This window comes from Motiliproteus sp. SC1-56, from assembly GCF_017309075.1.
Taxonomy (GTDB): domain Bacteria; phylum Pseudomonadota; class Gammaproteobacteria; order Pseudomonadales; family Balneatricaceae; genus Motiliproteus.
Map to the genome: position 1 here is coordinate 336382 of NZ_JAEMGS010000001.1, position 25507 is coordinate 361888.

Genomic DNA, 25507 nt, shown 5'->3' on the forward strand with positions numbered 1-25507 from the left:
TTTAACGGCTAAGTATAGGGGAGCTCGCTTGGTTGTAGGGGCTCAGCGGGTAGCCGGGGTTAGCCCGCGGCGATCCGCCGGTTGACCTGGTCGGTGAGGGCGCTGAAGCACTCCTGGGTGATCACCTCGTAGTCTTCGCGCAGGTGGCGGTAGTTGAGCTGCCGGGAGTTGCCGGTCTCGAGGTAGCGCAGCAGGCGCTGGCGCTCGTGCGCCAGAGGCGCGATATAGGGAATGCCCTCGCGCAGGCACTGGCTGTAATCGGGGAGCGCGGTATCCAGAATGATCTGCTGGAGTTCATCGGCCATGCCGAGGCGGCTGCGGCGCATGATTTCCTGGTAACTGTCTACCGCCAGTCGGGCGATGATCTCCCGCTCTTCCGGGTGCAGTCCCTGCCCCAGGGAGGTGCTTTGAAGAAGGTTGCGAATATGCGCGCCAGCCTGCTTGCGGGCCTCTCGCAACGGGTCGCCGACGATCGTTGCCGCTGCCGGCGCGTTGGGGGTTTGAGACTGGATAAGCAGCAGTTCGCGATCGACGGCAAGTTGCTTCAGTTCCTCCTCGTCCGCGCCCAGCTCGTCTGCCAGCTTGCGGTTTTCGGCCTTGAGGGTATTGATGACCCGCTCTTCCAGCGAGCGGTCACCGTCTGACAGGCTGGCCGGGTGCTGGAGGCTGTTGTCGCTGGCGCGTGTTTCGCTGCGCATCCAGCTTTCCTCTTCGCTGGGTGGAGCGGGCTCGCTGGCACCCATCCCGGCTGAGCGGTCCTGAGGGTCGGGCACCACTGCCTGCACGGTGAAGGCCAGGGCGATCGCCGCCACGGTAAGAAGTCCGATAAGCCAGCTGAGGATGCGTTGGGCCATAAGAAAGCGGTGCTACCTGTTGGTCGGTCCCCTGAATTGGGTTGATGGAATTATAAGGGGCTGAGTCCCGGGGCTGAAGGCGGGGTTTTTGTCCCAGATCATGGAAGGCGGTCTTGCAGGGGGGAGGGCCAGCGGGGGACGTGGTTTTTCAACTGCCGGTAAGCGCGGGACATGCGCTCCATCTGGGCTCGCTGCTCCTCGTTACAGCGGGCGTTGATTTCCTGTTCGATGCGCTGGCAGGCCTTGATGACGTGGATGGCGTCAAATCCTGAACGCATCGCCTGAAGGTGCAACTGGTCCAGCTCAAACAGCACGTGGCCTATGTATTGCGAGGGTGCAGGCACGGAAAACTCGGTTGTTTTTATTATCAGGCCTCCAATCTGCCACAGTGCCCGGAAAGTTGGGATTGGAAAAAATCTGAAATTCAGCGCCATCGGCAGGCTGTCGATAAGTTTGTGATTTTTGGCATTTTTTCTATTCTTTAGAAAAAGAGACTTGGAGGTTCGCGGGTGAAGAGGTGGATGCCGCTGTTCGGTTTGTCGCTGGTACTGGGGTGCAGTGGGCCTGCGGTGGAGGCGCCGCCGCAGAGCCGGCATCTTCATGATCGCGAACCGCTTTTGACCGAAGACCAGTATGCCGAGGGTAAAAGACGGGCGCTGGCCAAGGCGGTGAAAGCGGTGGAAGGCCGGGGACTGGTCTTCAACGGCGAGACCGAATATGTCTACCTCTCGGACTTTCAGTTCGACCCTTCGGTCATCCGCTTTCGCGCTGGCACTATCACCCGGGTGCGGCTCAATAATATTGCCCGCGTTACCCACTATTTCGGCGGCGAGGAGTTCTTTCAATACGGGGCAGAGGTGGTCAATATACTCGGCACCGATGTGCCCACCATCGACCATATTCCCGTGCCACCGCTCTCCAGCCGGGATATCTACCTTTATATAAAAGATCCCGGACGCTACTCCCTGCACTGCTTCGTACCGACCCACCAGCGCCAGGGAATGGAGGGGATCCTGGAGGTGCTGCCAGCGGCGACCTCGGAGGCCGCCGCCAGCGTTCCGGCGATCCGTGCCCTGTGGTTGCGTGCGAGCACAAAAAAGGGAGGCCATGGGGCCTCCCTTGAGTAACGGGCTTGGCGTAAAGGCTCAGTGCCCGGCGCCCAGGCTGAGCCTCAGGCGTCGATCTTCTTGTACTTGACCCGGTGCGGGGTGGTGTCCCCGATACGCTTGACCAGATCGGCCTCGTACTCGGTGTAGTTACCCTCGAAGAAGACCGCTTTGCTGTCCCCTTCGTATGCCAGGATATGGGTGGCGATCCGGTCCAGGAACCAGCGGTCGTGGGAGATCACCACGGCGCAGCCGGGGAAGGCCAGGAGGGCTTCTTCCAGTGCGCGCAGGGTCTCCACATCCAGGTCGTTGGTGGGCTCGTCCAGCAGCAGTACGTTGCCGCCCTCCTTGAGCAGCTTGGCCAGGTGCAGGCGGTTGCGCTCGCCCCCGGAGAGGTCCTTGACGAACTTCTGCTGGTCGCCCCCCTTGAAGTTGAAGCGGCCGGCGTAAGCCCGGGCCGGCACCTGGTAATTGCCCACGGTGATGATGTCGTTGCCGTCGGAAATCTCGTCGAAAACGGTCTTGGTGCCGTCCAGGTCGCGCATCTGGTCGACGTACGCCAGTTTGACGGTCTCGCCGATCACCACCTCGCCCTGGTCCGGCTGCTCGGTACCGGCGATCATGCGGAATAGGGTCGACTTACCGGCGCCGTTGCCGCCGATGACGCCGACGATGGCGCCCTGGGGAATGCTCAGGCTGAGGTCATCGATCAATACCTTGTCACCGTAGGCCTTAGTGACCCCGTGCAGTTCGATCACCTTGTCGCCCAGACGCGGTCCCGGCGGAATGTAGATCTCCTGGGTCTCGTTGCGCTTCTGGAACTCCTGGGAGTTCATCTCCTCGAACTGCTTAAGGCGGGCCTTGGACTTGGACTGACGCCCCTTGGCGCCCTGGCGCACCCACTCCAGCTCCGCCTGAATGCTTTTGCGGTGGGCCGCCTCCTGCTTGGCCTCGATCTCCAGGCGCTGCTCCTTCTGCTCCAGCCAGGAGGAGTAGTTGCCTTCGTACGGAATGCCGTGGCCCCGGTCCAGCTCCAGGATCCAGCCGGCGGCGTTGTCCAGGAAGTAGCGGTCGTGGGTGATGGCGACGACGGTGCCGTTGAAGTCCACCAGGAAGCGTTCCAGCCAGGCGACGGATTCGGCGTCCAGGTGGTTGGTGGGCTCGTCCAGCAGCAGCATGTCGGGCTTCTGCAGCAGCAGGCGGCACAGGGCCACACGGCGGCGCTCACCCCCGGACAGGTGCTTGACGCTGGCTTCCCAGGGGGGCAGGCGCAGGGCGTCGGCGGCCACTTCCAGCTGGCGCTCAAGGTTGTGGGCATCGGTGGCCTGAATGATGTTTTCCAGCCGCGCCTGCTCCTCGGCCAGCTTGTCGAAGTCGGCCTCGGGATCGGCGTAGGCGGCGTAGATCTCGTCCAGCTTGGTCAGGGCTTCCTTAGCCTCGGAAACGCCCTCCTCGACCACCTCGCGCACCGTTTTGCTGTCGTCCAGCTCGGGCTCCTGGGGCAGGTAGCCGATGTTGATGCCCGGCTGCGGGCGTGCTTCACCGTTATAGTCTTTATCGACACCCGCCATGATCCGCAACAGGGTCGACTTACCGGCGCCGTTCAGACCCAGGACGCCGATTTTGGCGCCGGGGAAAAATGAGAGCGAGATGTCCTTGAGGATTTCCTTCTTGGGCGGGACGATTTTGCCCACCCGGTTCATGCTGTAGACGAACTGTGCCACTAAAAACTCCTGAAATATTTGAAGAAATGGGCGCTGTCGGTGACCCGGCAGTCGGTCGCTGAGCGCGTCTGGCCGAAGCCCTTTCCGGGGCGGCTGCTGGCCTCGGCCTTTGCTGAGTTTAAAGGCTCGATTTTAACCAAACGCCGGCTCAAGTGCAGGCCTGTTTGGCTGCATTTTTTTCAGTGGCGAACGGGTCGGGGGCGAATAAACTTATAGTAGGGTTAATTAGCACCTGTTGATATTGAGTGTATCAACCGTGCTGATGTGAAGTGGTTCAACCAACAGGGAGGGCGCAGTCATGAGCAACTTAACACGTTTCAACCGCATGTTCGGTGACACTTTCTTCGATGACTTTTTTCGCCCGCTGACCCAGTCTGCGACCGAAAAACTGCCGGCCATCGATGTGCTGGAATCCGATGAGTCTTACATCATCAAGACAGACCTGCCGGGGGTTAGAAAAGAGGATATCGAGGTCAAGCTGGAGAACGGAGTCCTTTCCATCCGTGCTGAAACCCACAAGGAGGACGAGGAGAAGCAGGCGGGCAAACTGATTCGCCAGGAACGCCATTACGGCAGCTTCTTACGCCAGATGTCGGTGGGTCCGGATGTCGACCCGGACGCCGTCAAGGCTCAATTCAGCGACGGCCTGTTGACCCTGACCCTGCCCAAGCAGCCTGAGCAGCCGGCCCGGGGCGTGAACATCGACGTACGCTGACCCTCTCGCTCCCGGCTCTGCCGGGAGCCTCTCTGCTTTTGTCCCGACTCATCGCTTTTGCTTTCAAGTTGGTTGAAAGTTGAGTCCAATTTGATGGTTTTTGACGGACTTTCAAGTGATCTGTGTTGACTAAATGGGCTATAATCCGCGCTTTATTTTCTTCGCGCTGGCCAAGCACAGGTTTTATAAGGGGTAGCCCATGTTGAACACAGAGTTGTCGATTGCCGAGTTCGATCCTGAAATTTCTGCCGCCATTGAGGCGGAGCAGAAACGCCAGGAAGAGCATATTGAACTGATCGCGTCGGAAAACTACGCCAGCCCGCGCTCCATGGCGGCTCAGGGTTCCTGCCTGACCAACAAGTACGCCGAGGGTTATCCCAACAAGCGCTATTACGGCGGCTGCGAGCACGTCGACGTGGTGGAGCAGCTGGCCATCGACCGCGCCAAGGCGCTGTTTGGCGCCGACTACGCCAACGTCCAACCTCACTCCGGTTCCCAGGCCAACGCGGCGGTCTACATGGCCCTGTGCAAGCCGGGCGATACCGTCCTCGGCATGAGCCTGGCCCACGGTGGCCACCTCACCCATGGCGCTTCCGTAAGCTTCTCCGGGCGTATTTACAACGCGGTTCAATACGGCCTCAACCCCGACACCGGGGAGATTGACTATGCTGAGGTCGAGCGCCTGGCGGTCGAACACAAGCCCAAGGTGATCGTGGCGGGCTTCTCCGCCTATTCGCGCATCGTCGACTGGCAGCGCTTCCGCGATATCGCTGACAAGGTGGGCGCCTACCTGTTCGTGGACATGGCCCACATCGCCGGTCTCGTCGCCGCGGGCGTTTACCCCTCGCCCGTTGGGATTGCCGACGTGGTCACCACCACCACCCACAAGACCCTGGGCGGCCCCCGCGGCGGCCTGATCCTGGCCCGGGCCAACGAGGAGCTGGAGAAGAAGCTCAACTTCGCTGTCTTCCCCGAAAGCCAGGGCGGTCCCCTGATGCACGTGATCGCCGCCAAGGCGATCTGCTTCAAGGAGGCGATGACCGAAGACTACAAAACCTACCAGAAGCAGGTGGTGGCTAACGCTCAGGCCATGGTCAAGGTGTTCATGGAGCGTGGCATTGATATCGTCTCCAACGGCACCGACGATCATCTGTTCCTGGTCGACCTGATCAAGAAGGACATTACCGGTAAGGACGCGGACGCCGCGCTGGGACGGGCCAACATCACCGTCAACAAGAACGCGGTGCCGAACGACCCCCGCAGCCCCTTTGTTACCAGCGGTCTGCGCATCGGTACCCCGGCCATCACCCGGCGTGGCTTCGGCGAGGCCGAGGCGGTGCAGCTGGCCGGCTGGATCTGCGACATTCTCGACGATATCGAGAACGAGGAGACCATCAACCGGGTCAAGCAGCAGGTGCTGGAGTTGTGCGCCCGCTTCCCCGTCTACAAGTAACGGCTGAGACGCCGCACCATCAAGCCCCGGCTTCGTGCCGGGGCTTTGTCGTTTCTGTCGCAGCACGCGGCTGACGCAGGGTTCATCTTATGTACTGCCCTTTCTGCAAAGCTCAGGAAACCAAGGTGATCGACTCGCGCCTGGTGGCCGAAGGCGCCCAGGTGCGCCGTCGTCGTGAGTGCCTTTCCTGCAACGAGCGCTTTACCACCTTTGAAACCGCGGAGCTGGTTATGCCCCGGGTGGTGAAGCAGGACGGTACCCGCCAGCCCTTTGACGAGCAGAAGCTGCGGGCGGGGATTCAGCGTTCGTTGGAAAAGCGCCCCGTGAGCATCGAGCGCATCGAGGCCTCCATCGACCGCATCAAGCACCGCTTGCGGGCCACCGGCGAGCGGGAGCTGAAGTCGATGACCCTGGGCGAGGCGGTGATGGACGAGCTACGCGAGCTGGACGAAGTCGCCTACGTGCGCTTCGCCTCTGTCTACCGCAGCTTCCAGGATCTCAATGAGTTCAAGGCGGAGATCGACCGGCTCTCTACCCAGGCGCAGAAGGAACCCTGAGCATGTTCAGCGCCGACGACCACCGCCACATGGCGCGGGCCCTGCAATTGGCCCGGCGCGGTCTTTACACCACCGAGCCCAACCCCCGGGTGGGCTGCGTGCTGGTGCGCGACGGTGTGGTGGTCGGTGAAGGCTTTCACGTACGCGCAGGCGAAGGCCATGCCGAGGTGAACGCATTGGCGGTGGCCGGTGATCGCGCCCGCGGGGCCACCGCTTACGTCACTCTGGAGCCCTGCAGCCACCAGGGCCGCACCGGCCCCTGCGCCGAGGCGCTGGTCAAGGCCGGGGTGGCGCGGGTGGTTTCCGCCATGGAAGACCCCAACCCCCGGGTCGCCGGGCGCGGCCACCGGATTCTCGAGGCGGCCGGTATCGACACCGCCTGCGGGCTGCTGACGAGCGAGGCGCGGGCGCTTAACCCCGGGTTTATCGCCCGCATGACCCGCGGGCGTCCGTTTGTGCGTATCAAGCAGGCGATGAGCCTGGATGGGCGCACCGCCATGGCCTCCGGCGAGTCCCAGTGGATTACAGGCCCCTGCGCACGTAGCGCGGTGCAAAGGCTGCGGGCGCGCAGCTCGGCGGTCCTGACCGGGGTGGGCACGGTTATTCACGATGATCCCGCCCTGACTCTGCGCGCCGAGCAGCTGGGGTTGCCCGCTGCTGAAGCCGAGGCGGCACTGCGCCGCCAGCCGCTGCGGGTTATTCTCGACACGGGGCTGCGTACCCCCCCAGAGTCGGCCATTCTCAAGCAGCCCGGGGAGACGCTGATCGTGCACCGTTGCGATGAGCCGGCCCGGGCGGAGCGCCTGACCGCGGCCGGCGCCTCCCTGCTGGCCATGGATCCTCACGACCCGGCGTCGCTGTTGCAGTGGCTTGCTGCCGAGCGCGAGTGCAACGAGCTGTTGGTGGAGGCCGGCGCGGTGCTCGCCGGCAGCCTGATGCGGGCCGGTCTGGTGGACGAGCTGGTGGTCTTTGTGGCGCCCAAGCTGCTGGGCTCAGAGGCGCGCCCGCTGCTGCAGCTGCCCGGAATGGCGCGCATGGACCAGCAAATTCCCCTTACGCTGAGCGACCTGCGTCGGCTCGGCGAGGACCTGTGCCTGACTTACCGCGTGGAAGGAGCGAGCTGAATGTTCACCGGCATCATTGAAGCGATCGGCGAAGTGGCCGAGGCCCGGGACCAGGGGCAGGACCTGCGCCTGCGCATCCGTACCGGAGACCTGGACCTGAGCGATGTCCGCCTCGGCGACAGCATTGCTACCAACGGCGTCTGCCTCACCGTGGTGGAGCTGCCAGGCGACGGGTTCTGGGCCGATGTCTCGGGCGAGACCCTGGCGCATACCGAATTCCACCTGCTGCGCCCGGGCGCGCGGGTCAACCTTGAGAAGGCCCTGACCCCCAGCAGTCGCCTGGGCGGCCACTTGGTCAGCGGTCATGTGGACGGTATCGGCGAAGTGGTGGACATTCGTGAGGAGGGACGCTCGATCCGTTACCGCATCCAGGCCCCCGAGGCGCTGGGACGCTACATCGCCCCCAAGGGCTCGATCTGCGTCGACGGCGTCAGTCTCACCGTCAACGGGGTGGAGGGGGCTTGTTTTGAGCTCAATATCGTCCCCCACACCCTAGAACAAACCCTTATTAAGTATTACAGTGTCGGCCGGCGGGTGAACCTCGAAGTCGACCTGATCGCCCGCTATCTCGAACGTCTGCTCCAGGGAGGAGCGGCGGGCGGCGACTCCGAGGATTCCCCACACCGGCCAAGCGGCGGCCTGAACCTGGCGTTCCTGGCTCAGCACGGCTTTGCCGGTCGCAACTAACGAGGACACACAGACACCATGGGCCTCAACTCCACTGCAGAACTGATCGAAGATATCCGACAGGGCAAGATGGTCATCCTGATGGATGACGAAGACCGCGAAAACGAAGGCGACCTGATTATCGCCGCGGAAAAGGTCCGCCCGGAAGATATCAACTTCATGGCCACTCACGCCCGTGGCCTGATCTGCCTGACCCTGACCCGCGAGCACTGCCAGCGCCTCAACCTGCCGCTGATGGTGAGCGACAACGGCGCCCAGCATTCCACCAACTTTACCGTCTCCATCGAGGCCGCCGAGGGGGTGACCACCGGCATCTCGGCCGCCGACCGGGCCCACACCGTGCAGACCGCGGTGGCGCCCCATGCCAAGGCGGATGATATCGTCCAGCCCGGCCATATCTTTCCGCTGATGGCCCAGCCCGGCGGGGTGCTCAGCCGCGCCGGCCACACCGAGGCCGGTTGCGACCTGGCGCGGATGGCCGGCTGTATTCCGGCGGCGGCGATCGTTGAAATCATGAACGAAGACGGCACCATGGCGCGGCGTCCCGACCTCGAGGAGTTCGCCAAGAAGCACGACCTGAAGATGGGCACCATCGCCGATCTGATCCATTACCGCACCCTCAACGAGCACACCGTGGAGCGCAGCCAGGAGCATGTGCTGGCCACCGAACACGGGGAGTTCCGCGCGATCAGCTACCGCGACACCATCCAGGGCGCGAGCCACGTGGCCATGGTAATGGGCGAGATCAAGGCCGATGAACCCACCCTGGTGCGGGTGCACATGGCCGACGCCCTGCGGGATGTAATCGGTGCCGCCCACCAGGGAGAACCCAAGTGGAGTCTGCGCCAGTCCCTGCAGCGGGTGGCCGAAGAGGGTCGCGGGGTGGTGGTGCTGCTCGGGGACACCACCCCGGAAGACCTGGGCCACAGTCTTGAGGCCTGGGCTCACCAGCGCCCGGTGCGCCCCGTGAATACCGATGGCGCCGGCGCCTACCTGACCGTGGGCACCGGCTCCCAGATTCTCCGTGACCTCGGTGTGGGCAAGATGCGCGTACTGAGCTCTCCGATCAAGTTCAACGCCCTCTCGGGGTTTGATCTCGAAATCGTCGAGTACATCCCCTGCCAGGCCTGAGACCCATAACAGGAAAAGCCAACATGAGTATTCAAGCAATCGAAGGAACCTTCACCGACAGCGACGGGCGCTATGCCATTGTGGTGGGCCGCTTTAACGCCTTCGTGGTGGAGAGCCTGGTGGACGGGGCGGTGGACGCCCTCAAGCGCCACGGTGTGGCCGAAGCCAACATTCGCATTATCCGCGTGCCGGGCGCCTTTGAGATTCCCCTGGCGGTGAAGAAAGTCGCCGAGCAGAAGCGCGACGATGCCATCATCGCCCTGGGCGCGGTGATTCGCGGTGGCACCCCCCACTTCGAATACGTCAGCGCGGAGAGTGCCAAGGGTGTGGGCCAGGTCTCCCTGGACTTCGGTATCCCCGTGGCCAACGGGATTCTGACCGTCAACAGCATCGAGCAGGCCATTGAGCGCGCCGGTACCAAGGCCGGGAACAAGGGCGCCGAGGCGGCCCTCTCCGCCCTGGAGATGGTCAGCCTGCTCAAGCAACTTGAGGGCTGACCGGTGAACCAGCCAAAAAAGCCCAAGAAGGCTTCACGTACCCAGATGCGCCGTGAAGCGCGCAGCTTCGCCCTGCAGGCGCTCTACCAGTGGCAGCTCTCGGGCAACACCCTTAACGAGATCGAGGCACAGTTCCGCACCGAGCAGCCCATGGAACAGGCTGACCTTGGCCTGTTCGCCGAGCTGCTGCACGGCATTCCGGCCAAGGTCGGGGAGCTGGATGCGTTGCTGAGCCCTTGCCTGGACCGGTCTCTGGACGACCTGGATCCAATCGAGCGCAACGTGCTGCGCATGGGCGCATACGAACTCGCCCACCGGTTGGAAGTGCCGTACCGGGTGGTGATCAACGAGTACGTCAACCTGGCCAAGACCTTCGGTGCCACTGACAGCCACAAGTACGTCAACGGCGTGCTCGACAAGCTGGCCAAGGGACAGCGCCGGGCAGAGATCGAAGGCCGCTAGGTCTGCTGATGGCGCTCTCGGAGTTCGAGCTGATCGAGCGCTACTTTGCGTCCAGTGCAGACGCTCATGGGCGCGGCGTGGCGCTCGGCATCGGTGATGACTGCGCCCTGCTGGAAGTACCGGCGGGGCAGCAGCTGGCGGTCTCGATCGACACTCTGGTGAGCGGGGTTCACTTTCCCGCCGATGCGCCTCCGGCGCGTATTGCCCGTCGTGCCCTGGCCGCGTGCCTCAGTGACCTGGCCGCGATGGGGGCCGAGCCCGCCTGGCTGACCCTCGCCCTGACCCTGCCCGCGGCCGACCCCGCCTGGCTTGAGCCTTTCGGCAAAGCGCTGGCCGAAGGGGCCGCCGATTACGGTGTGGCGCTGGTGGGGGGTGACACCACCCGTGGCCCCCTGACCCTGAGCCTGCAGGTACACGGCTGGGTCCCCCGGGGAGAGGCGCTGCGCCGCGACGGTGGCCGTCCGGGGGATGCTGTTTTTGTTACCGGCACCCTGGGGGACGCCATGGCGGGGCTCGACCAGCTGCTTCATGTCGCGGAACCGGCCCCGGCCCTGGTCGAGCGCTTCTACCGTCCCCAGGCCCGGATCGCCACCGGGCTGGCCCTGCGACCCTACGCCAGTGCCGCGATTGACATCTCCGACGGGCTGGTCGCCGATCTTGGGCACTTGATGGACCGCAGCGGCTGTGGGGCGCGCATCGATTTCGAGTGCCTGCCGCTATCCGAGGCGTTACGCAGCAACTACGCTAAACAGCAGGCCCTGAGCTGGGCCGGGAGCGGCGGAGAGGACTTCGAGCTCTGCTTCACCGTGCCCCCGGAGCGGCTGGCGGCCTTTGAGGCGGCACTGGCTGAACATACGGTGCCGGTCACCCGCATCGGCACCCTGGAGTCGCAGCCCGGGCTGCGGATGACAGGCGCCGATGCCGACGTTGCCTCGCGCGGCGGCTACCGCCACTTCTGACGGGAGAAGGTTTTGCTTCTGATCCAGCCCAACTGGCGCAACCCCTGGCACCTGCTGGCCTTCGGCTTCGGCAGCGGTGCGGCGCGCCGGGCGCCGGGCACCTGCGGCACCCTGGCGGCCGTGATTCCCTACTATTTTCTGCAGCAGCTCTCGCTTTGGCCCTACCTGGCGGTGATCGCGGTGGCCTTTGTCGCCGGCATCTACATCTGTGGCCGAACTTCCCGCGATCTGGGGGTGCATGACCACGGCGGCATCGTCTGGGATGAGTTTGTCGGCCTCTGGCTCACCCTGGTGCTGGTGCCGCCCGGCTGGGGCTGGCTGGTTGCAGGGGTCGTGCTGTTTCGCATCTTCGACATCATCAAACCCTGGCCCATCCGCTGGGCGGACCGGCGGGTTGAGGGCGGGCTGGGCATCATGCTCGATGATGTCTTGGCCGCTGCTTACGCCTGGCTCGTTCTGCAGCTATTTGCACTCTGGCTGGCCTGAGCGCTCCTGGCGCAGCCCCAGCACTTTCAGCCAGTGGCGCCCGTCCAGCAGGTTGGCCAGGGCGTAGGCCAGCTGGCTGAACGCGCAGGCCAGCAACAGCTGGCGCACGGCACCGCTCTCCTGGTGGGGGACGTAGCGCGACTCGGCCAGCAGGGGCCGGGCCAGGTGAAAGCTGGCCTGCCACTCCATCGGCAAGAGCACTAGGTGAATAACGGCCCCCGTCAACATGCTGACCAGGGCAACAAACAACAGCAGGCCGGCCGCGGGAGGCAGTACGATGGCCATCAGCGGTGCGACCAGAAAGGCCCCCGAGCCGAGCTTTTCACCGAATCTTGCCAGTGTCAGCAGCCCTTCCCTGAAACGGGCCATGTCGCCGTTGTGCTGGTGCTGTACCGCGTGGCCGACTTCGTAGGCGGCCCGCACCACGGCGGTGAGGCTGCGGCTGTTCATGGTGTATGCGGAGAGGTTCAGGCTGCTGGTTTCCAGGTCGTAATGGCTGCGGTTTTCGGCCTGTTTCAGACTCACCCGGTTAAGGGGCAGGCAGCGGGTCAGCAACCGTGCCAGATCGCCACCGGTGCCGGGGAGATCCTGGCGTTTGCAGCTGTGTTTATAGAAGACGTAACGGGCCCAGATTTTGGGGCTCGCCAGGGTCAGAATCACCGTCAGGCCGAAGAGGAAGGCATCCATGGTGAGTATCCTGTAGTTGGGTGTCGCTCGGGTCCTTTTCTGTCTGCCGGATTGGAAGCCGACAATAGTGTCTGTATAGCAGACGAATTAGACTTTCGTCGTACAAGCGGGCGATCAAAGACACGCCCGCAGGGCTTTACCAGTCGCCAATACTTGAGGCGGTTGGTAGAATATCGGCGCGTCAGAATTTAGGAAATAAGCCAGTGTCAGTACGTTACGTCGCCTCATCCCAGCTGCCCACCCCGTGGGGTACTTTTACCATGCATGGCTTTGAGGACAGCGCCAGCGGCAAGGAGCACGTGGTACTGACCCTGGGAGCCGTCGACAGCGGGGAGCCGGTGCTGGCCCGCATCCACTCCGAGTGCCTGACCGGCGATGCGTTGTTCAGCATGCGTTGTGACTGCGGCTTTCAGTTGCAGGAAGCGCTGAAACGCATCTCCGAGGAAGGGCGCGGCGCTCTGCTTTACCTGCGCCAGGAAGGGCGTGGTATCGGTCTGATCAATAAAATCCGCGCCTATCACCTGCAGGACGGCGGCGCCGACACCGTCGAGGCCAACGAGCGGCTGGGCTTTGCCGCGGACCTGCGCGATTACAGTATCTGCAACACGATGCTGGAGCACCTGGGGATCGCCGAAGTGCGGCTGATGACCAATAACCCCCGCAAACTGGACGCGCTGCAGAAAAGCGGCGTCAAGGTGGCGGCCCGCGAGCCCCTGCAAGTGGGAAAAAACTCCCACAACGAAAGCTATCTGGCGACCAAGGCCGGCAAGCTCGGCCACATGATGACCGAGCACCACTTCAAGGACTAAGCGGCGGCGGTTTAGGGCTTGAACGCCCTCAACGCCTCCAGGCGCGGTTGCAGTTGCGCCTGGATTCCCTTTGCATCCAACCCCTGTTCGGCCAGCAGTGCCGGCACTTTTCCGTGGCTGATAAAGCGGTCCGGCAGTCCCAGGTTGAGGCAAGGGGTGCTGAGCTGCGCAGACTGCAGATACTGTGCCACCCCGGCGCCGGCCCCTCCTCTGATAGACCCTTCTTCCAGGGTAACCAGCAAGTCGTGCGTGGCCGCCAGCTCCTGCAGCAGGGCCTCGTCCAGGGGTTTGACGAAACGCATGTCCACCAGGGTCAGGTCCAGGGCGTCGGCTACCTGGCGGGCTTCCCCTAACAGGCTGCCGAAATTCAGCAACGCCGCTTGGCGGCCTTCTCTGAGCAGCCGCGCGCGGCCGATGGCCACCGGGTCGAGGTCGTTATCGACCTCTGCGCCCGGCCCCTTGCCGCGCGGGTAGCGCACGCAGGCTGGTCCCGAGTAGCGGTAGCCGGTGCTCAGCAGGCGCCGGGTCTCGGCTTCGTCGGCGGGGGTCATGATGAGCAGCTCGGGAATGCAGCTCAGAAAGCTGAGGTCGAAGGCGCCGTGGTGGGTCGGGCCGTCCTCGCCCACCAGACCCGCCCGGTCGATGGCGAACAGCACGTCCAGCTTCTGCAGGGCGACGTCGTGAATCAGCTGATCGTAGCCGCGCTGCAGGAAGGTCGAGTAGATCGCGACCACCGGCTTGCAGCCGCGACAGGCCAGCCCGGCGGCCAGGGTAATCGCGTGTTGCTCGGCGATGGCAACATCGAAGTAGCGGGGTCTGAATCGAGCGGCGAACTCCACCATGCCGGAACCTTCGCACATGGCCGGGGTGATACCCACCAGGCGTGAATCGGCTGCGGCCTGATCGCAGAGCCAGTTGCCAAAGATTTTGGAGTAGGCGATGCCCGCGGGCTCCGTGCGCGCTTTCTCATCCGGGGCCGGGAGCTTGGTGATGGCGTGATAGCCCACGGGGTCTTGCTCGGCGGGGGCGAACCCCTTGCCCTTGGTGGTGATCAGGTGCAGGAACTGGGGGCCGGGAGCCTGCCGTAGCCGCTGCAGCGTGGGGAGCAGCCGTTGCAGGTCATGGCCGTCGAGGGCCCCTGTGTAGTGAAACTCCAAGGCTTCGAACAGGGCCGCGGTGGTGCTGGCTTCTGTCCGGCCGCGTAGGTTCTTCGCAAGATAGGCGGCCAGCCCCCCCTCGTTGGGGGAGATGGACATGTCGTTGTCGTTAAGGATCACCAGCAGGTCGGCGCCGGTGTGGGCAGCGTGGTTGAGGGCCTCGAAGGCCATGCCGCCGGTCATGGCACCGTCACCGATAATGGCGGCAGTTCGGTTGGGCTCGCCTTTGAGCTTGTGGGCCAGGGCCATGCCCAGGGCAGCGCTGATGGAGGTGCTCGAATGGCCGGTGCCGAAGGCGTCGTAGGGACTCTCGTCTATTTTCGGAAAGGGGGCAAGGCCCCCTGCCTGGCGAATCGTGGCCATTTGTTCGCGGCGCCCGGTCAGCACCTTGTGGGGATAGCACTGGTGTCCCACGTCCCAGATCAGGTTGTCACGGGGGGTGTCATAGACGAAATGCAGGGCCAGGGTGAGCTCCACCATGCCCAGCCCCGCGCCGAAGTGGCCGCCGGTCTGCCCCACGCTGTAAAGGAGAAACGCCCGCAGCTGGCGGGCCAGTTCCGGCAGCAGGGCGGGGTCGAGGTCACGCAGCTCCTCGGGGCTGTTGATACTATCCAGCAGCGGGGTCTGCGGACGGGCGGCGGGAATTTCGCTGAACATGCTCTCTACGACCGCGCCATCAGTGGTCGCGTTCGATAATGTAGGCGGCAATGGCGCGCAGCAGGCCCGCGCGGTCGTTGAAGGGCGCTAGGGCCTCGATGGCCGTTGCCTGCAGTTTGCGAGCCTTGGCTTTCGCCTCCTCAAGGCCCAGCAGGGCGGGGTAGGTGGGCTTGTCCCGGGCGATGTCCGCCCCCTGGCGCTTGCCCAGGGTCTGGGTGTCGCTCTCGATGTCGAGAATGTCGTCCTGCACCTGGAAGGCGAGGCCGATGGCTTCGGCATAGCGCTCCAGTGCCTTCAGCGCGGCGGTGTCGGCGCCGGCGCTCAGGGCCCCCAGGGTGACGCTGGCGCGAATCAGGGCGCCGGTCTTGAGGGCGTGCATGGTTTCCAGCGCCTCCAGCGTCATTGGCCCGCCGGCGGCCTGGGTGTCCACTACCTGACCGGCGACCATGCCCTTGTCGCCGCTGGCCCGGGCCAGGGTGCGTACCATCGCCAGTTGTGTGGTGCTCGGGAGTTCGTCCCGGGGATCGCTCAGCGCTTCAAAGGCCAGCGCCTGCAGCGCGTCGCCGGCCAGCACCGCGGTGGCTTCGTCAAAGGCGATATGGCAGGTGGGCTGGCCCCGGCGCAGGTCGTCATCGTCCATGGCGGGCAGGTCGTCATGGACCAGTGAATAGGCGTGGATGCACTCCACTGCACAGGCGGCGGCATCGGCGGCCTCGCTGTTGCCGCCCAGGGCTTGGTTGGTGGCGTAGACCAGAATCGGTCGCAGCCGCTTACCGCCGTTGAAGAGGCTGTAGCGCAGCGCGGCCTGCAGCCGGGGCGCCGCTTCGCTGCGGGCCACCAGGGCCTCCAGATGAGCATCAACCCGCTGTCGCCAGGGGGCCACCTGCAGGCTCAGACTCACGACACGTCATCCCCGTCCAGGGGACGGGTTTTGAGCTCGCCACTCTCTTCGATCAGGACCTGCACCCGCTGCTCGGCCTGCTCCAGCCGTTGCTGGCATTCGCGGGTCAGGCGTATCCCCTCTTCGAAGGCGGCGAGGGACTCTTCGAGACTCAGCTCACCCTGCTCCATGCGATTAACCAGGGCTTCAAGTTCGCCGAGACTCTGCTCGAAATCGAGACTCTTCTTTTTGCGGGGCATGTGGAAATGTCGGTGGTGAATCGGACCGCTAACACTACCTGAGCCCCCCGGGGGGGTCAATTGGGCTACCGGAGACGACCAGGATCAATAAAGCGGAGGGTGGCAGCGCAACCGCGACGGGTTTTTTGTTATGATCCCAGTCGTTTAGCTAAATCCCGCCCGGGCCGTCACGCTCCGGGCTCTGCCGGGTGAACGGAGGATTGGGGTGGATATCGCAACGCTGGTGGGACTGATCGGGTCCTTTGGAGTCATCATATCGGCGATCATTCTGGGCGGTAATGCCGGGGTGTTCGTCAACCCGCCTTCTATGTTGATCGTGCTGGGCGGTACGCTGCTGGTGGTGCTGATGAAGTTCACCATGGCGCAGTTTATCGCCGCGACCAAAACCGCTGCCAAGGCCTTCATGTTCCGTTCCAACTCGGCGGATGACCTGATCGCCGAGACCGTGCAGTTGGCCGACGCCGCCCGTAAGGGGGGGCTGCTCTCGCTGGAAGAGAAAGAGGTGAGCAACGACTTCATGCAGCGCGGCATCCAGCTGTTGGTGGACGGGCATGACCCCGAGGTGGTCAAGGTGCTGCTGGCCAAGGACAAAAACCAGGCCGAGGTGCGTCATGAAAAAGGCGCCAAGGTGTTTACCGCCATGGGGGATGTGGCGCCGGCCATGGGGATGATCGGCACCCTGGTCGGCCTGGTGCAGATGCTCTCCAACATGGATGACCCCAAGGCGATTGGTCCGGCCATGGCCGTGGCCCTGCTGACTACCCTTTACGGGGCGATGATCGCCAACATGTTCGCCAACCCCATTGCTGACAAGCTGACCATGCGCCGGGAAGAAGAGGTCAACAACAAGGCCCTGATCATCGACGGGTTGCTGGCGATCCAGGCGGGTCAGAACCCGCGGGTGATCGAGTCGATGCTGAAGAATTACCTGCCCGAGAGCCAGCGTCGCTCCGGTGAGCCGGACTAGGCCGCGGACTCGTTAATGAGCGACGAAGAGAAGAAGTGCAAGTGTCCGCGCGCGGGTGCGCCCCCGTGGATGGCCACCTTTGCCGACTTGATGTCGCTGCTGATGTGCTTTTTCGTACTGCTGCTCTCCTTTTCCGAGATGGACGTGCTCAAGTTCAAGCAGCTGGCCGGCTCCATGCGCGAGGCATTCGGGGTCCAGCAGCAGATCAAGGTCAAGGACATTCCCAAGGGCACCAGCATTATCGCCCAGGAGTTCAGTCCCGGGCGGCCCGAGCCCACGCCGCTGAACGAGGTGCGCCAGTTCTCCACCGAGACCAGCAAGCAGAACCTGGATGTGCGCAGCCAGCAGGGCAAGGCTGAATTCATGGACGCCGAAGCCGGCGCGCTGCAGGAGATGGTCAAGAAGATGCAGGCGGAGCAGGCGGCGGCCGAAGCCGAGGCCCGGGAGGACGCTCTGCAGTTGGCCATGGCACTGCAGAACGAGATCGGCCTGGGCGCCCTGGATGTGGAGACCCGTGAGTCGAAAGTGATCATCCGCCTGCGGGAGAAAGGCTCCTTCCAGTCCGGGGCGGCTGAACTCAACTTCGAGTTTATCCCCATCATCGAGAAAATCCGCGACCTGCTGCTCAATATACAGGGACGGATCTCCGTGGAGGGGCATACCGACAACATTCCCATCTCCACTAACCAGTTCCAGTCCAACTGGGGGTTGTCGTCGGCCCGCGCGCTCTCCGTGGCGCAGGAGCTGTTCGCTGACCAACGTATCAACCAGGACCGCTACCAGGTGATCGGCTATGCCGATACCAAACCCCTGGCACCCAACAACACGGCGCAGAACCGGGCGCTTAACCGGCGGGTGGAGATCGTGATCCAGAAAGGCCAGGACCAGCAGACCCTGAAGCGGCTGCCGGCGGTACCCGAGGGCGCCGAAACGGAGATCGAAGGGGTGGAACTTGCGCCCTCGGAGATCTTCTAACGCCTGAGCACAGCCTGTGTGGGCTGTTGCCCGGCGGCCTTTCAGGGCCGCTGGCGGCACTGCCGCGAAGGCTGTACCATTGCCGCCATTCACTGCTTTAAGCGGATTTCACGATGACGACCCGGCTGGAACTGACCCATGGCGGCCGTATTATGCAGGTGACCCAGGACGGGACCCTGTCTCAGGAGGCCATCAAGGCGGCCCGAAATAAGTCCACCCGGCAGGGACAGGCGTTCGAATGCGCCCTGGTGGATTGTCGCCGGGCGGATCTCAGCGAACTGAGCCTGATCGACATGGATACCCTGGCTCTGGAGTTTGCCCGGGACGTGCCGCACTGTTCGCGGATCGCCTTGGTGCGGGCGCCGGGGCGTGATGAGCGCGCTTACGCCCACATTGCCAATGTCTATACCCTGACGGGGATCGAAACCCGGCTGTTCGATGAGTTTGAGCAGGCCCGGGAATGGCTGGTGAAGGGCTGCCTTCCCCTGCCCGGGGCGGGGGAAGCCCCTGGCGACTCTCCCGGCTGATCCCCGGGTGCCGGGCGCTCAGGCTGCACATCGCCCGGCTCCATGCCATCGACTACACTAGGGGACCAGGAGCGGGAGAGGAGGTTGTCGGCGCCAGCGCCCGCTGTCGGACACCTTGTTAACGCTGGCCGTTGCGCCTCAGGAGTGCCAGGATGGCTATCCGCACCAAACGCTGTATGGATTTCAGCGCCTTCTCCGATGAATTAATCCAGCTGCGGGAATCGGGCTTTCGTTCCGCCGATCACCGCAATCCCTGTGAGCTTAATCCCGGCGAGTTCTGCATTCGGGCGGATGTGCCCCCGCAGCGCTTCAACGCCTGCAGCGGGATTCTGATCTGCTCCCTGGCGCCCTCGCAGGTGCCGTTTCAAGTCCCGCGCCAGGTGCCGTCACGGGCGCAGGGCGACAGCCCGGCGTTGCCCGCGGCCCTGATCGTTTCTACCTTCCGGGGCGCTGGTTGAGAGGGCGGGGCTGACCCGGGATCAGCTTGTCCGGGCGTGCAGCCCGGACTCGTGTTTTTCCAGGCCGCGCAGCAGGACCATCAGCACGCTGCCCACCAGCATCGCCGCGCTGGCCAGCACCAGCCCCTGGCGGTAATCGGCATCGCTGGTCACCATCAGGGCGATCAGGCCCGGGGCCAGGATCTGTGCAACCCCATAGGAAAGGGTCATCTTGCCCATCATCTTGGCGGGGTGGCGGGGGTAGTAGCGACCGGCCATGGTCAATACCAGACTGACGGCGCCGGCAAAGGTGCCGCCGAAGAGGAGGGCGCCGAGCAGGGCGGCCTCCAGGCTGGTGCTGAGCAGGGGCAGGGAGATTCCCAGGATCTGCAGCAGGTAATTGAGGATCAGGGCATTGAGCACCCCCAGGCGGCGCGCTAGGCGATCCCAGAGAATGCTGGCGGGTATGGCGGCCAGCCCGATCAGCAGGAATACCCGGTTACCCAGCCCGGTGAGGTCTGGCTGAGCGTCCACGATGGCCACGATAAAGGTGGCGCTGACCACGTAGCCGGTGCCGGCGCAGAAATAGGCGGCCAGGAACAGGCGCAGAAACAGGGGGGATGGGGGGCTGTCGGTCAGCGCCTCGCCGCTGACGGTCACCGAGGTGGCGCCGGGGCGGGGCAGCCAGCCCCAGGCGGGAATGGCGAGCAGCGTCGCTGCCGCGCTAAACCAGAGCCACTGCTGGCGCCAGTCGAACGCGTCGCCAAGCAGTTCCACCAGCAGGGCACCGCCGGCAATGCCGAGGCCGACGCCGGTGAAATGGATCCCCAGTTCTCCTCTGAAATGGTTTCTAATCAGCCAGTTAAGAACCAGTCCTGAGCACAGCAACATGCCCGCGGCGCTGCTCAGGCCGGCGATATAGCGTAGCAGCGCCCAGAGCCGCCAGTCGGTGGTGAGGGCCATACCCGCGGTGGAGAGCACTGCCACCAGGATCCCGAGGCGGTAGAGGCTGTCCTTGAGCGGCATGTTGCTGATCCGGGAGGCGATCAATGCGCCGCTGAGATAACCCAGGTAGTTGATGCTGGCCAGCCAGCTGCCCTGAGCGGCGCTGAGCCCGGACTGCTCCAGCATCAGCGGCAGCAGGGGGGTGTAGGCAAAGCGGGCGATCCCCAGCATCAGGATCAGGCCGCTGATCCCTGCCAGCAGGACCTTGACCTGTTCGGTGCGTGTAGCCATGGGTATTTCTCCAGCGTCCGGGCACTTCGGGTGCCCTGTTTTTTTTTATTGTTCGGGTGAATACGGTGAGGGTTCGGCCTGGGCGGCTATTCAGCCGGCACAAGGTAGCGTTGCAGAAAGTCCCGGGCCTCGGCAGAGAGGGGCTGAGATTTTCGGCTGCGCTCATTCATCTGCACGATGGCGGTCTCCGCCCTCGCCACGCAAGCCCCTTCCTGAATAAAGCTGCTGGTAGAGGGTCAGGGAGCTGTTGCCGACCTTGGTGACGGCGGTGCCGATATCGACGCGCCCGGGCCAGCGGATTTCGGCGAGCAGCTGCAGGCTCAGGCCGGCGATCACAAAGGCCGCATTGTCCCCGTGCAGCGGATGGTTCGGGTCGTAGAGGAACTCCACCCGCCCGGTCTCCAGAAACGTCGAGAAGGCGGCATTGTTGACGTGTCCCTGGCGATCGGTGTCCGCGTAGCGCAGCTTGTCGAAGGTCTGAAAGGGAAAATCGGCCAACGCCAGGAGTGCTTGGCTTGTCTCGGGTTGCGTCATCGGTTTGCTCTCTGTTCAGGATCCGCGTGGCCGATGCGAGCGGCAGCGTCGGCCCCGGCCTTGAGCAGCCGTTCGGCCAGGGCGGGGGAGGCGACGGCGCGGGACAGCGCCAGGGTGCCGACCAACAACGCCATATACGCCAGGGCATCGTCACCGCGCTGGGGGGGCTGCGTCTCAAACGGGCCTTCGCAGAGCCCCGACAGGGATTTCAGCAGCTCCTCCTCGTAGGTACGTCGAAAAGCGCTGTCGCCCCGGGCCGCTTCCGAGCACAGGGCCGCCAGCGCGCAACTGTCCGCCCGGCTCTGGCGGTGGGCGCCGGTCAGGTAGCGCCGGGCGAGGCGGCCAAGGCGTTGAGTCCAGGACTCTCGCTGTGGCTTGCCAAGCCAGCGGGCCCGGTTCTGCTCCAGCGCGTGCACCAGGGCATTGCGGGTCAGCTCGTCCTTGTTGCTGAAGTGGGCGTAGAAGGCGCCGTGGGTCAGCCCGGCCTCGGACATGACGGCGGCGATGCCGGCACCGTCGATGCCCCCGGTGCGTAGATGCCGACCGGCGGCCTCAAGGATTCGTTCGCGCGACTGCTGCTTTTGGGTTGCTCGTGAGGACATGCGAAATCCATATGATGTGCATCATGCAAAAGAAGCTATCGCATGATGATCATCATGTCAAAGATAAGAGCCGCGGAGATCGCAAGGGCGGCGGTGGAAGTGTCGGCATCGCCTGTCACGGCTGCGTGAACTATTTTTCAACGAGGTGAGGCGAACGGAGTGCAGCCATGAGGCTTAACGCGGATTTTTCCGAACCCGTCCGGGTGACGCCCGAGGACTATCGCTGGGTGCCCTCGCCCGTGCCCGGGGTAGAGCGAATGATGTTGGACCGTATCGGGGAGGAGGTGGGCCGGGCGACCTCCCTGGTGCGCTATGCGCCCGACAGCGAGTTCCCCGGGCATACCCATGTTGGCGGTGAAGAGATACTGGTGCTCAAGGGCGCCTTCGCCGATGAGCATGGTCGTTACCCGGCCGGCACCTACCTGCGTAACCCGATCGGCACTTCCCACCGGCCCCGGGTGGGCAGCGAGGGGGCGGTTATTTTTGTCAAATTGCACCAGTTCCATCCGGCCGACCAGGCGCCCTGTGTGATCGACACGGCCGCCGCCGACTGGGGGCTGACCCCAAGCGACGGTATCCAGCAGCTGTTGCTGCATCGCTTCGAGGGTGAGCGGGTGTTGCTTGAGCGCTGGCCGGCGGAGCTCTTCATGCCGCTCGATGGCGATCACGGCGGGCGTGAGCTGCTGGTGCTGGCGGGCTGCCTGTATGACGCCCAACAGGCGTATCCCCCGGGGACCTGGTTGCGCCATCCTCCGGGCCTCCCTTGGTCGTTTTTTACCCGCCGTGAGGGGGTTCAGGTTTACCTCAAAACCGGGCACTTGCAGCAGTTGCTCTGAGGTCGGCTAAAGTCTCGAGGCGAATGCGGTCAAATCGGTAGTGCCTTATGATAGAAGCAGTTTTTTGTCAGTAAGGGCCGAGTTATGACTGCATTGAAGATTGCCGTGATCCCCGGTGACGGCATCGGAACCGAAGTGATTCCCGAGGGCATTCGCGCCCTGGAAGCGGCCGGGCGCCGCCATGGAGTGAGTTTTGAATGGACCGAATTCGACTGGTCCTGCGAGACTTATCACCGTACCGGGCGGATGATGCCCGAGGACGGGCTGGATCAACTGCGCAGCTTTGACGCCATTTACCTCGGAGCGGTGGGGTTCCCCGGGGTGCCGGACCATATCTCCCTGTGGGGATTGTTGTTGCCGATTCGTCGCGCCTTTGACCAGTACGTTAATCTGCGCCCGGTGCGCCTGTTTGAGGGGGTGCCCTGTCCCTTGGCCAACAAGCGGCCCGGGGATATTGATTTCTACGTGGTGCGTGAGAACGTGGAGGGGGAATACTCTTCTATCGGGGGGATCCAGTACGAGGGTACCGAACAGGAGGTGGTCTGCCAGCAGAGCCTGTTTACCCGTCGCGGAACCGACCGCATCCTCCGCTACGCCTTTGAGCTGGCCAACCGTCGCCCGGCCCGGCACCTGAGCTCGGCCACCAAGTCCAACGGCATCTACCACTCCATGCCTTACTGGGATGCCCGCGTGGCCGAAATGGCCAGGAGCTATCCCGAGGTCAGGGTGGACCAGTTCCACATCGATATTCTTACCGCCAACTTCGTGCGAATGCCGGAACACTTCGACGTGGTGGTGGGCTCGAATCTTTTCGGCGACATTCTCTCGGACCTGGGCCCGGCCTGTACCGGCACCATCGCTATTGCCCCTTCGGCCAACATCAATCCGGAGAAGCGTTTTCCGTCGATGTTTGAACCGGTGCACGGCTCGGCGCCGGATATCGCGGGGCAAGGTATCGCCAACCCGCTGGGGACGATCTGGGCCGGCGCCATGATGGTCCAGCACCTGGGCTATTCGCAGGTGCATGACACCCTGATGGCGGCGATGGAAAGCGTGCTTCGCGAGGGCAAGTGCCTGACCCCGGACATGGGTGGTTCCGCCGGCACCCGGGAGCTCGGGGATGCTGTGCTGAGCGCGATTAGCTAGTTCGCTTCAGCCCGCAACCAGCGCCGCACCGGCGAACAGAGAGCGCCGGCCGGGGCTGAGCGGGGCTGAAGACAATGCGGGGAGTGTTCTGGCTGGGTGGGCTTAGCGGGTAGCCGGCTTGCCGAGGACGATCTGGCGGGGGCCGGCCATTTTCTGCTGGCCGGTAACGCCGCGGGGAATTTCCTGGATCTGGCCTCCGGCCTTGAGGAAGGCGGCGGTCTGTTCGGCGATGGATTTGTGCGTTTCCACGGCGGCTGATTTTTTGGGCTTGGCGGCCATAAGTCATTCCATTTATTTGAGTTCCCGGTAATCCTAGCATGTTTGCGCTTACTTAGCCCATTCCGGGCATGGTGCCGGGGCCGGCGGGCGTCGAGTTTGGCGGCGCTACCCGGTGGTCGACGTCGCAGGCCACTAGCAGGCAGATGGCTCCTTTCAGTGGGACTTTCGGGTCTGTTGCAGGGGGACGACCCGAACCGGGGCGCCGGCGGTCAGCTCCAGCGCGTCGGTCTGCTCCGCCGTCAAGAGTACGCGCTCGGCTTCAAGGGCGACGGGGGCCAGAATGCAGCGAAAGCCCTCAAGGTGTGTGTTGCTGACCAGGCAGTGGACGGTTGGCGAGGCGCGCCGGAGTGCGGCGCTGGTCAGAAGCCGGCTGTGGCGGATGCTGCGTACGTCGGCCGTGCGGCAGACCAAGGTGGGGCCGCCATCAAAGATGTCCACGTAACCCTCGAAGTGAAACCCCTCGTCCTCCAGCATCCGCCGTGCCGGGCGGGTGTGGGCGTGGACTTCGCCGATGACGGCCTGGGCATCGGGGGGCAGCAGGTGGATGTAAATGGAGTGCTTGGGCATCAGTTCGGCGATAAACGCCTTGTTGCCGATGCCGGTAAGGAAATCCGCCTTGGAGAACTCCATGGTGAAGAAGTGGCGGCCCAGCCCCTCCCAGAAGGGGTTGCGGCCCCGTTCGTCGCTGACGCCGCGCATTTCCGCGATCACCCGCGGGGCGAAGCGGTGGAGGTGTTGCGCCATGAACAGAAAGCGGCACTTGGAGAGCAGGGTGCCGTTGCCGTCACGGCGGTAGCGGGGCAGCAGGTAGAGGGTGCACACTTCCGAGTGGCCGGTGTAATCGTTACACAAGTAGAGGGTCTGAAATTGGTTGTGAATGGCCAGCTCACGTGAGGCATGGACGATGGTCCCTATTCGGTAGTGGTACCAGGGATCGCGCATGCCCACCGCGGCCTCGATCCCGGTGGTGCCGATCACTTCGCCGTTGCGACTCTCTTCCATCATGAACAGGTAGCCATGATCCCCCGGGGTCGAGATGTCTGTGCCCATGGCCTGCAGAGATCTGCCTATTTTGGCCTCCAACAGATCGCGGGCGGCGGGCAGTGAGGTAAAGCCCGGGCCGCTCTCCTCGGCGATGCGCATCAACACCGGGAAATCCTCTTCACGAATGGGACGTACGCGGATCATTCGGGCTCTCCACAGACAAGTACCCTGGACGGAGTGTCCTAAGTCTAGTCGAGGGCTCTTTGACTAAGGGGTTACCGGGGGACGGGGTCTGAAAGCTGCAACTTGAGCTGGCGCCCCGGGTGCAGGTCCAGTGCGGCGGCCTGGCCGGCTCTCAGCTCCAGGGCATAAAGGGCTTTGCCTTCCGAGCGGTATAGCGCGCAGGGCGCCTCGGTACAAGGTGGGGCATGGCGATGGACGGACAGGACCTTCGCGGACCTGTCGAGAAACAGGATATCCAGGGAGAAGATCATGTTTTTCATCCAGATGGCCAGGTGCTGCGGCTTGGGGTAGGCCAGCAGCATGCCCCGGTTATCGGCCAGCGGGGGGCTGCACATAAGGCCGCGCTGGCGCTGGGCGGAGGTCGTGGCAACCGCGAGCTCAATGGGCACGGCGCCATCCAGCGCCAGGGTTCCGCGGCTGAATGGTGTGGCGAGGGGAGGGAGGGGGCAGGACGGTGCGCTGAGGGCGGCATCGGAGGCTGCCAGCAGCAGTGCCAGCAGCGGACTTCTCCAGCCGACCACAGCGAACCCCGGCGA

Annotated in this window: 31 protein-coding genes; 18 read left to right on the top strand and 13 right to left on the bottom strand. The window is 63.9% G+C overall.

Annotated elements, in window-relative coordinates; translation table 11 throughout:
* Nucleotides 1-59: 59 nt before the first annotated feature.
* Nucleotides 60-854, bottom strand: a complete 795-nt coding sequence (locus JGZ97_RS01630; RefSeq protein ID WP_207060850.1) for a hypothetical protein — start codon at nt 852-854, stop codon at nt 60-62.
* 98 nt (nt 855-952) lie between these two features.
* Entirely contained in the window at nt 953-1198 is a 246-nt protein-coding gene (locus JGZ97_RS01635) for a hypothetical protein (RefSeq protein WP_207060851.1), read from the bottom strand.
* A gap of 177 nt (nt 1199-1375) precedes the next feature.
* Between JGZ97_RS01635 and JGZ97_RS01640 the strand changes: the two genes are divergently transcribed.
* Entirely contained in the window at nt 1376-1981 is a 606-nt protein-coding gene (locus tag JGZ97_RS01640) for a hypothetical protein (protein WP_207060852.1), read from the top strand.
* Between the two features lie 44 nt (nt 1982-2025).
* Here JGZ97_RS01640 and ettA read toward each other — a convergent pair whose 3' ends face one another.
* Nucleotides 2026-3684, bottom strand: a complete 1659-nt coding sequence (ettA, locus tag JGZ97_RS01645) for an energy-dependent translational throttle protein EttA (protein ID WP_207060853.1) — start codon at nt 3682-3684, stop codon at nt 2026-2028.
* 298 nt (nt 3685-3982) lie between these two features.
* Here ettA and JGZ97_RS01650 point away from each other — a divergent pair, with 298 nt between their 5' ends.
* The 10 genes from JGZ97_RS01650 to JGZ97_RS01695 all read left to right on the top strand — a co-directional run bounded on the left by JGZ97_RS01650 (nt 3983) and on the right by JGZ97_RS01695 (nt 11755).
* Nucleotides 3983-4399, top strand: coding sequence for an Hsp20/alpha crystallin family protein (locus JGZ97_RS01650; RefSeq protein WP_207060854.1), 417 nt, complete (start codon nt 3983-3985; stop codon nt 4397-4399).
* 199 nt (nt 4400-4598) lie between these two features.
* Nucleotides 4599-5852 (top strand): serine hydroxymethyltransferase, encoded by a 1254-nt coding sequence (gene glyA / locus JGZ97_RS01655; protein ID WP_207060855.1) that lies wholly within the window; start codon nt 4599-4601, stop codon nt 5850-5852.
* Nucleotides 5853-5941: 89 nt separating this feature from the next.
* Nucleotides 5942-6409, top strand: coding sequence for a transcriptional regulator NrdR (gene nrdR, locus JGZ97_RS01660; protein ID WP_207060856.1), 468 nt, complete (start codon nt 5942-5944; stop codon nt 6407-6409).
* Nucleotides 6410-6411: 2 nt separating this feature from the next.
* Complete coding sequence (ribD, locus tag JGZ97_RS01665) at nt 6412-7533, top strand: bifunctional diaminohydroxyphosphoribosylaminopyrimidine deaminase/5-amino-6-(5-phosphoribosylamino)uracil reductase RibD (protein WP_207060857.1); 1122 nt, start codon at nt 6412-6414, stop codon at nt 7531-7533.
* Complete coding sequence (locus JGZ97_RS01670; RefSeq protein ID WP_207060858.1) at nt 7534-8220, top strand: riboflavin synthase; 687 nt, start codon at nt 7534-7536, stop codon at nt 8218-8220.
* Between the two features lie 18 nt (nt 8221-8238).
* Nucleotides 8239-9351 (top strand): bifunctional 3,4-dihydroxy-2-butanone-4-phosphate synthase/GTP cyclohydrolase II, encoded by a 1113-nt coding sequence (gene ribBA, locus JGZ97_RS01675; RefSeq protein WP_207060859.1) that lies wholly within the window; start codon nt 8239-8241, stop codon nt 9349-9351.
* 23 nt (nt 9352-9374) lie between these two features.
* Nucleotides 9375-9848 (top strand): 6,7-dimethyl-8-ribityllumazine synthase, encoded by a 474-nt coding sequence (ribE, locus tag JGZ97_RS01680; RefSeq protein ID WP_207060860.1) that lies wholly within the window; start codon nt 9375-9377, stop codon nt 9846-9848.
* 45 nt (nt 9849-9893) lie between these two features.
* Complete coding sequence (gene nusB, locus JGZ97_RS01685; protein ID WP_207060906.1) at nt 9894-10310, top strand: transcription antitermination factor NusB; 417 nt, start codon at nt 9894-9896, stop codon at nt 10308-10310.
* An 8-nt stretch (nt 10311-10318) separates the two neighbouring features.
* Entirely contained in the window at nt 10319-11269 is a 951-nt protein-coding gene (gene thiL, locus JGZ97_RS01690) for a thiamine-phosphate kinase (RefSeq protein ID WP_207060861.1), read from the top strand.
* Between the two features lie 18 nt (nt 11270-11287).
* The gene (locus JGZ97_RS01695) at nt 11288-11755 is read left to right on the top strand and encodes a phosphatidylglycerophosphatase A (protein ID WP_207060907.1); all 468 of its coding nucleotides are present in this window, start codon (nt 11288-11290) and stop codon (nt 11753-11755) included.
* Here JGZ97_RS01695 and JGZ97_RS01700 read toward each other — a convergent pair.
* Nucleotides 11732-12442 (bottom strand): zinc metallopeptidase, encoded by a 711-nt coding sequence (locus JGZ97_RS01700; RefSeq protein ID WP_207060862.1) that lies wholly within the window; start codon nt 12440-12442, stop codon nt 11732-11734. The genes JGZ97_RS01695 and JGZ97_RS01700 overlap by 24 nt on opposite strands.
* Nucleotides 12443-12645: 203 nt before the next feature.
* Here JGZ97_RS01700 and ribA point away from each other — a divergent pair, with 203 nt between their 5' ends.
* Nucleotides 12646-13251 carry a GTP cyclohydrolase II gene (gene ribA, locus JGZ97_RS01705; protein ID WP_207060863.1) on the top strand — a complete coding sequence of 202 codons (606 nt, stop codon included), beginning with the start codon at nt 12646-12648 and terminating at the stop codon, nt 13249-13251.
* Between the two features lie 11 nt (nt 13252-13262).
* Here the strand turns inward: ribA and dxs are convergent, their stop codons facing one another.
* The 3 genes from dxs to JGZ97_RS01720 are packed head-to-tail and all read right to left on the bottom strand — an operon-like array spanning nt 13263 to nt 16205.
* A complete protein-coding gene (dxs, locus tag JGZ97_RS01710) occupies nt 13263-15065 on the bottom strand; it encodes a 1-deoxy-D-xylulose-5-phosphate synthase (RefSeq protein ID WP_207060864.1) in 1803 nt (600 codons plus the stop codon).
* A 19-nt stretch (nt 15066-15084) separates the two neighbouring features.
* Nucleotides 15085-15966, bottom strand: a complete 882-nt coding sequence (gene ispA, locus JGZ97_RS01715) for a (2E,6E)-farnesyl diphosphate synthase (protein ID WP_207060865.1) — start codon at nt 15964-15966, stop codon at nt 15085-15087.
* A complete protein-coding gene (locus JGZ97_RS01720; protein ID WP_207060866.1) occupies nt 15963-16205 on the bottom strand; it encodes an exodeoxyribonuclease VII small subunit in 243 nt (80 codons plus the stop codon). Before JGZ97_RS01720 ends, ispA begins: the two co-directional genes overlap by 4 nt.
* Nucleotides 16206-16410: 205 nt before the next feature.
* Between JGZ97_RS01720 and pomA the strand changes: the two genes are divergently transcribed.
* From pomA to JGZ97_RS01740, 4 genes are all read left to right on the top strand, one after another.
* Nucleotides 16411-17172 carry a flagellar motor protein PomA gene (gene pomA / locus JGZ97_RS01725; RefSeq protein WP_207060867.1) on the top strand — a complete coding sequence of 254 codons (762 nt, stop codon included), beginning with the start codon at nt 16411-16413 and terminating at the stop codon, nt 17170-17172.
* 15 nt (nt 17173-17187) lie between these two features.
* Nucleotides 17188-18147 (top strand): flagellar motor protein MotB, encoded by a 960-nt coding sequence (locus JGZ97_RS01730; RefSeq protein WP_207060868.1) that lies wholly within the window; start codon nt 17188-17190, stop codon nt 18145-18147.
* Between the two features lie 113 nt (nt 18148-18260).
* Nucleotides 18261-18674 carry an STAS/SEC14 domain-containing protein gene (locus JGZ97_RS01735; protein ID WP_207060869.1) on the top strand — a complete coding sequence of 138 codons (414 nt, stop codon included), beginning with the start codon at nt 18261-18263 and terminating at the stop codon, nt 18672-18674.
* 152 nt (nt 18675-18826) lie between these two features.
* Entirely contained in the window at nt 18827-19132 is a 306-nt protein-coding gene (locus JGZ97_RS01740) for a hypothetical protein (protein ID WP_207060870.1), read from the top strand.
* A gap of 21 nt (nt 19133-19153) precedes the next feature.
* On the opposite strand, the gene JGZ97_RS01745 is transcribed toward JGZ97_RS01740, so the two are convergent.
* The 3 genes from JGZ97_RS01745 to JGZ97_RS01755 all read right to left on the bottom strand — a co-directional run bounded on the left by JGZ97_RS01745 (nt 19154) and on the right by JGZ97_RS01755 (nt 21483).
* Nucleotides 19154-20347, bottom strand: a complete 1194-nt coding sequence (locus JGZ97_RS01745) for a YbfB/YjiJ family MFS transporter (RefSeq protein WP_207060871.1) — start codon at nt 20345-20347, stop codon at nt 19154-19156.
* A 162-nt stretch (nt 20348-20509) separates the two neighbouring features.
* Nucleotides 20510-20881: a thioesterase family protein gene (locus tag JGZ97_RS01750; protein WP_207060872.1), complete on the bottom strand. Its 372-nt coding sequence runs from the start codon at nt 20879-20881 to the stop codon at nt 20510-20512.
* Nucleotides 20878-21483, bottom strand: coding sequence for a TetR/AcrR family transcriptional regulator (locus tag JGZ97_RS01755; protein WP_207060873.1), 606 nt, complete (start codon nt 21481-21483; stop codon nt 20878-20880). Before JGZ97_RS01755 ends, JGZ97_RS01750 begins: the two co-directional genes overlap by 4 nt.
* Nucleotides 21484-21650: 167 nt before the next feature.
* Between JGZ97_RS01755 and JGZ97_RS01760 the strand changes: the two genes are divergently transcribed.
* Nucleotides 21651-22319, top strand: coding sequence for a cupin domain-containing protein (locus JGZ97_RS01760; RefSeq protein WP_207060874.1), 669 nt, complete (start codon nt 21651-21653; stop codon nt 22317-22319).
* A gap of 84 nt (nt 22320-22403) precedes the next feature.
* A complete protein-coding gene (locus tag JGZ97_RS01765) occupies nt 22404-23465 on the top strand; it encodes a tartrate dehydrogenase (RefSeq protein WP_207060875.1) in 1062 nt (353 codons plus the stop codon).
* Nucleotides 23466-23567: 102 nt separating this feature from the next.
* Here JGZ97_RS01765 and JGZ97_RS01770 read toward each other — a convergent pair whose 3' ends face one another.
* The 3 genes from JGZ97_RS01770 to JGZ97_RS18065 form a co-directional block, all read right to left on the bottom strand.
* On the bottom strand, nt 23568-23744 hold the full coding sequence (locus JGZ97_RS01770) for a hypothetical protein (RefSeq protein ID WP_207060876.1): 177 nt from the start codon (nt 23742-23744) through the stop codon (nt 23568-23570).
* A gap of 153 nt (nt 23745-23897) precedes the next feature.
* Entirely contained in the window at nt 23898-24932 is a 1035-nt protein-coding gene (gene astA, locus JGZ97_RS01775; protein ID WP_207060877.1) for an arginine N-succinyltransferase, read from the bottom strand.
* 71 nt (nt 24933-25003) lie between these two features.
* Nucleotides 25004-25492, bottom strand: coding sequence for a DUF192 domain-containing protein (locus JGZ97_RS18065; RefSeq protein ID WP_207060878.1), 489 nt, complete (start codon nt 25490-25492; stop codon nt 25004-25006).
* Nucleotides 25493-25507: the final 15 nt, after the last annotated feature.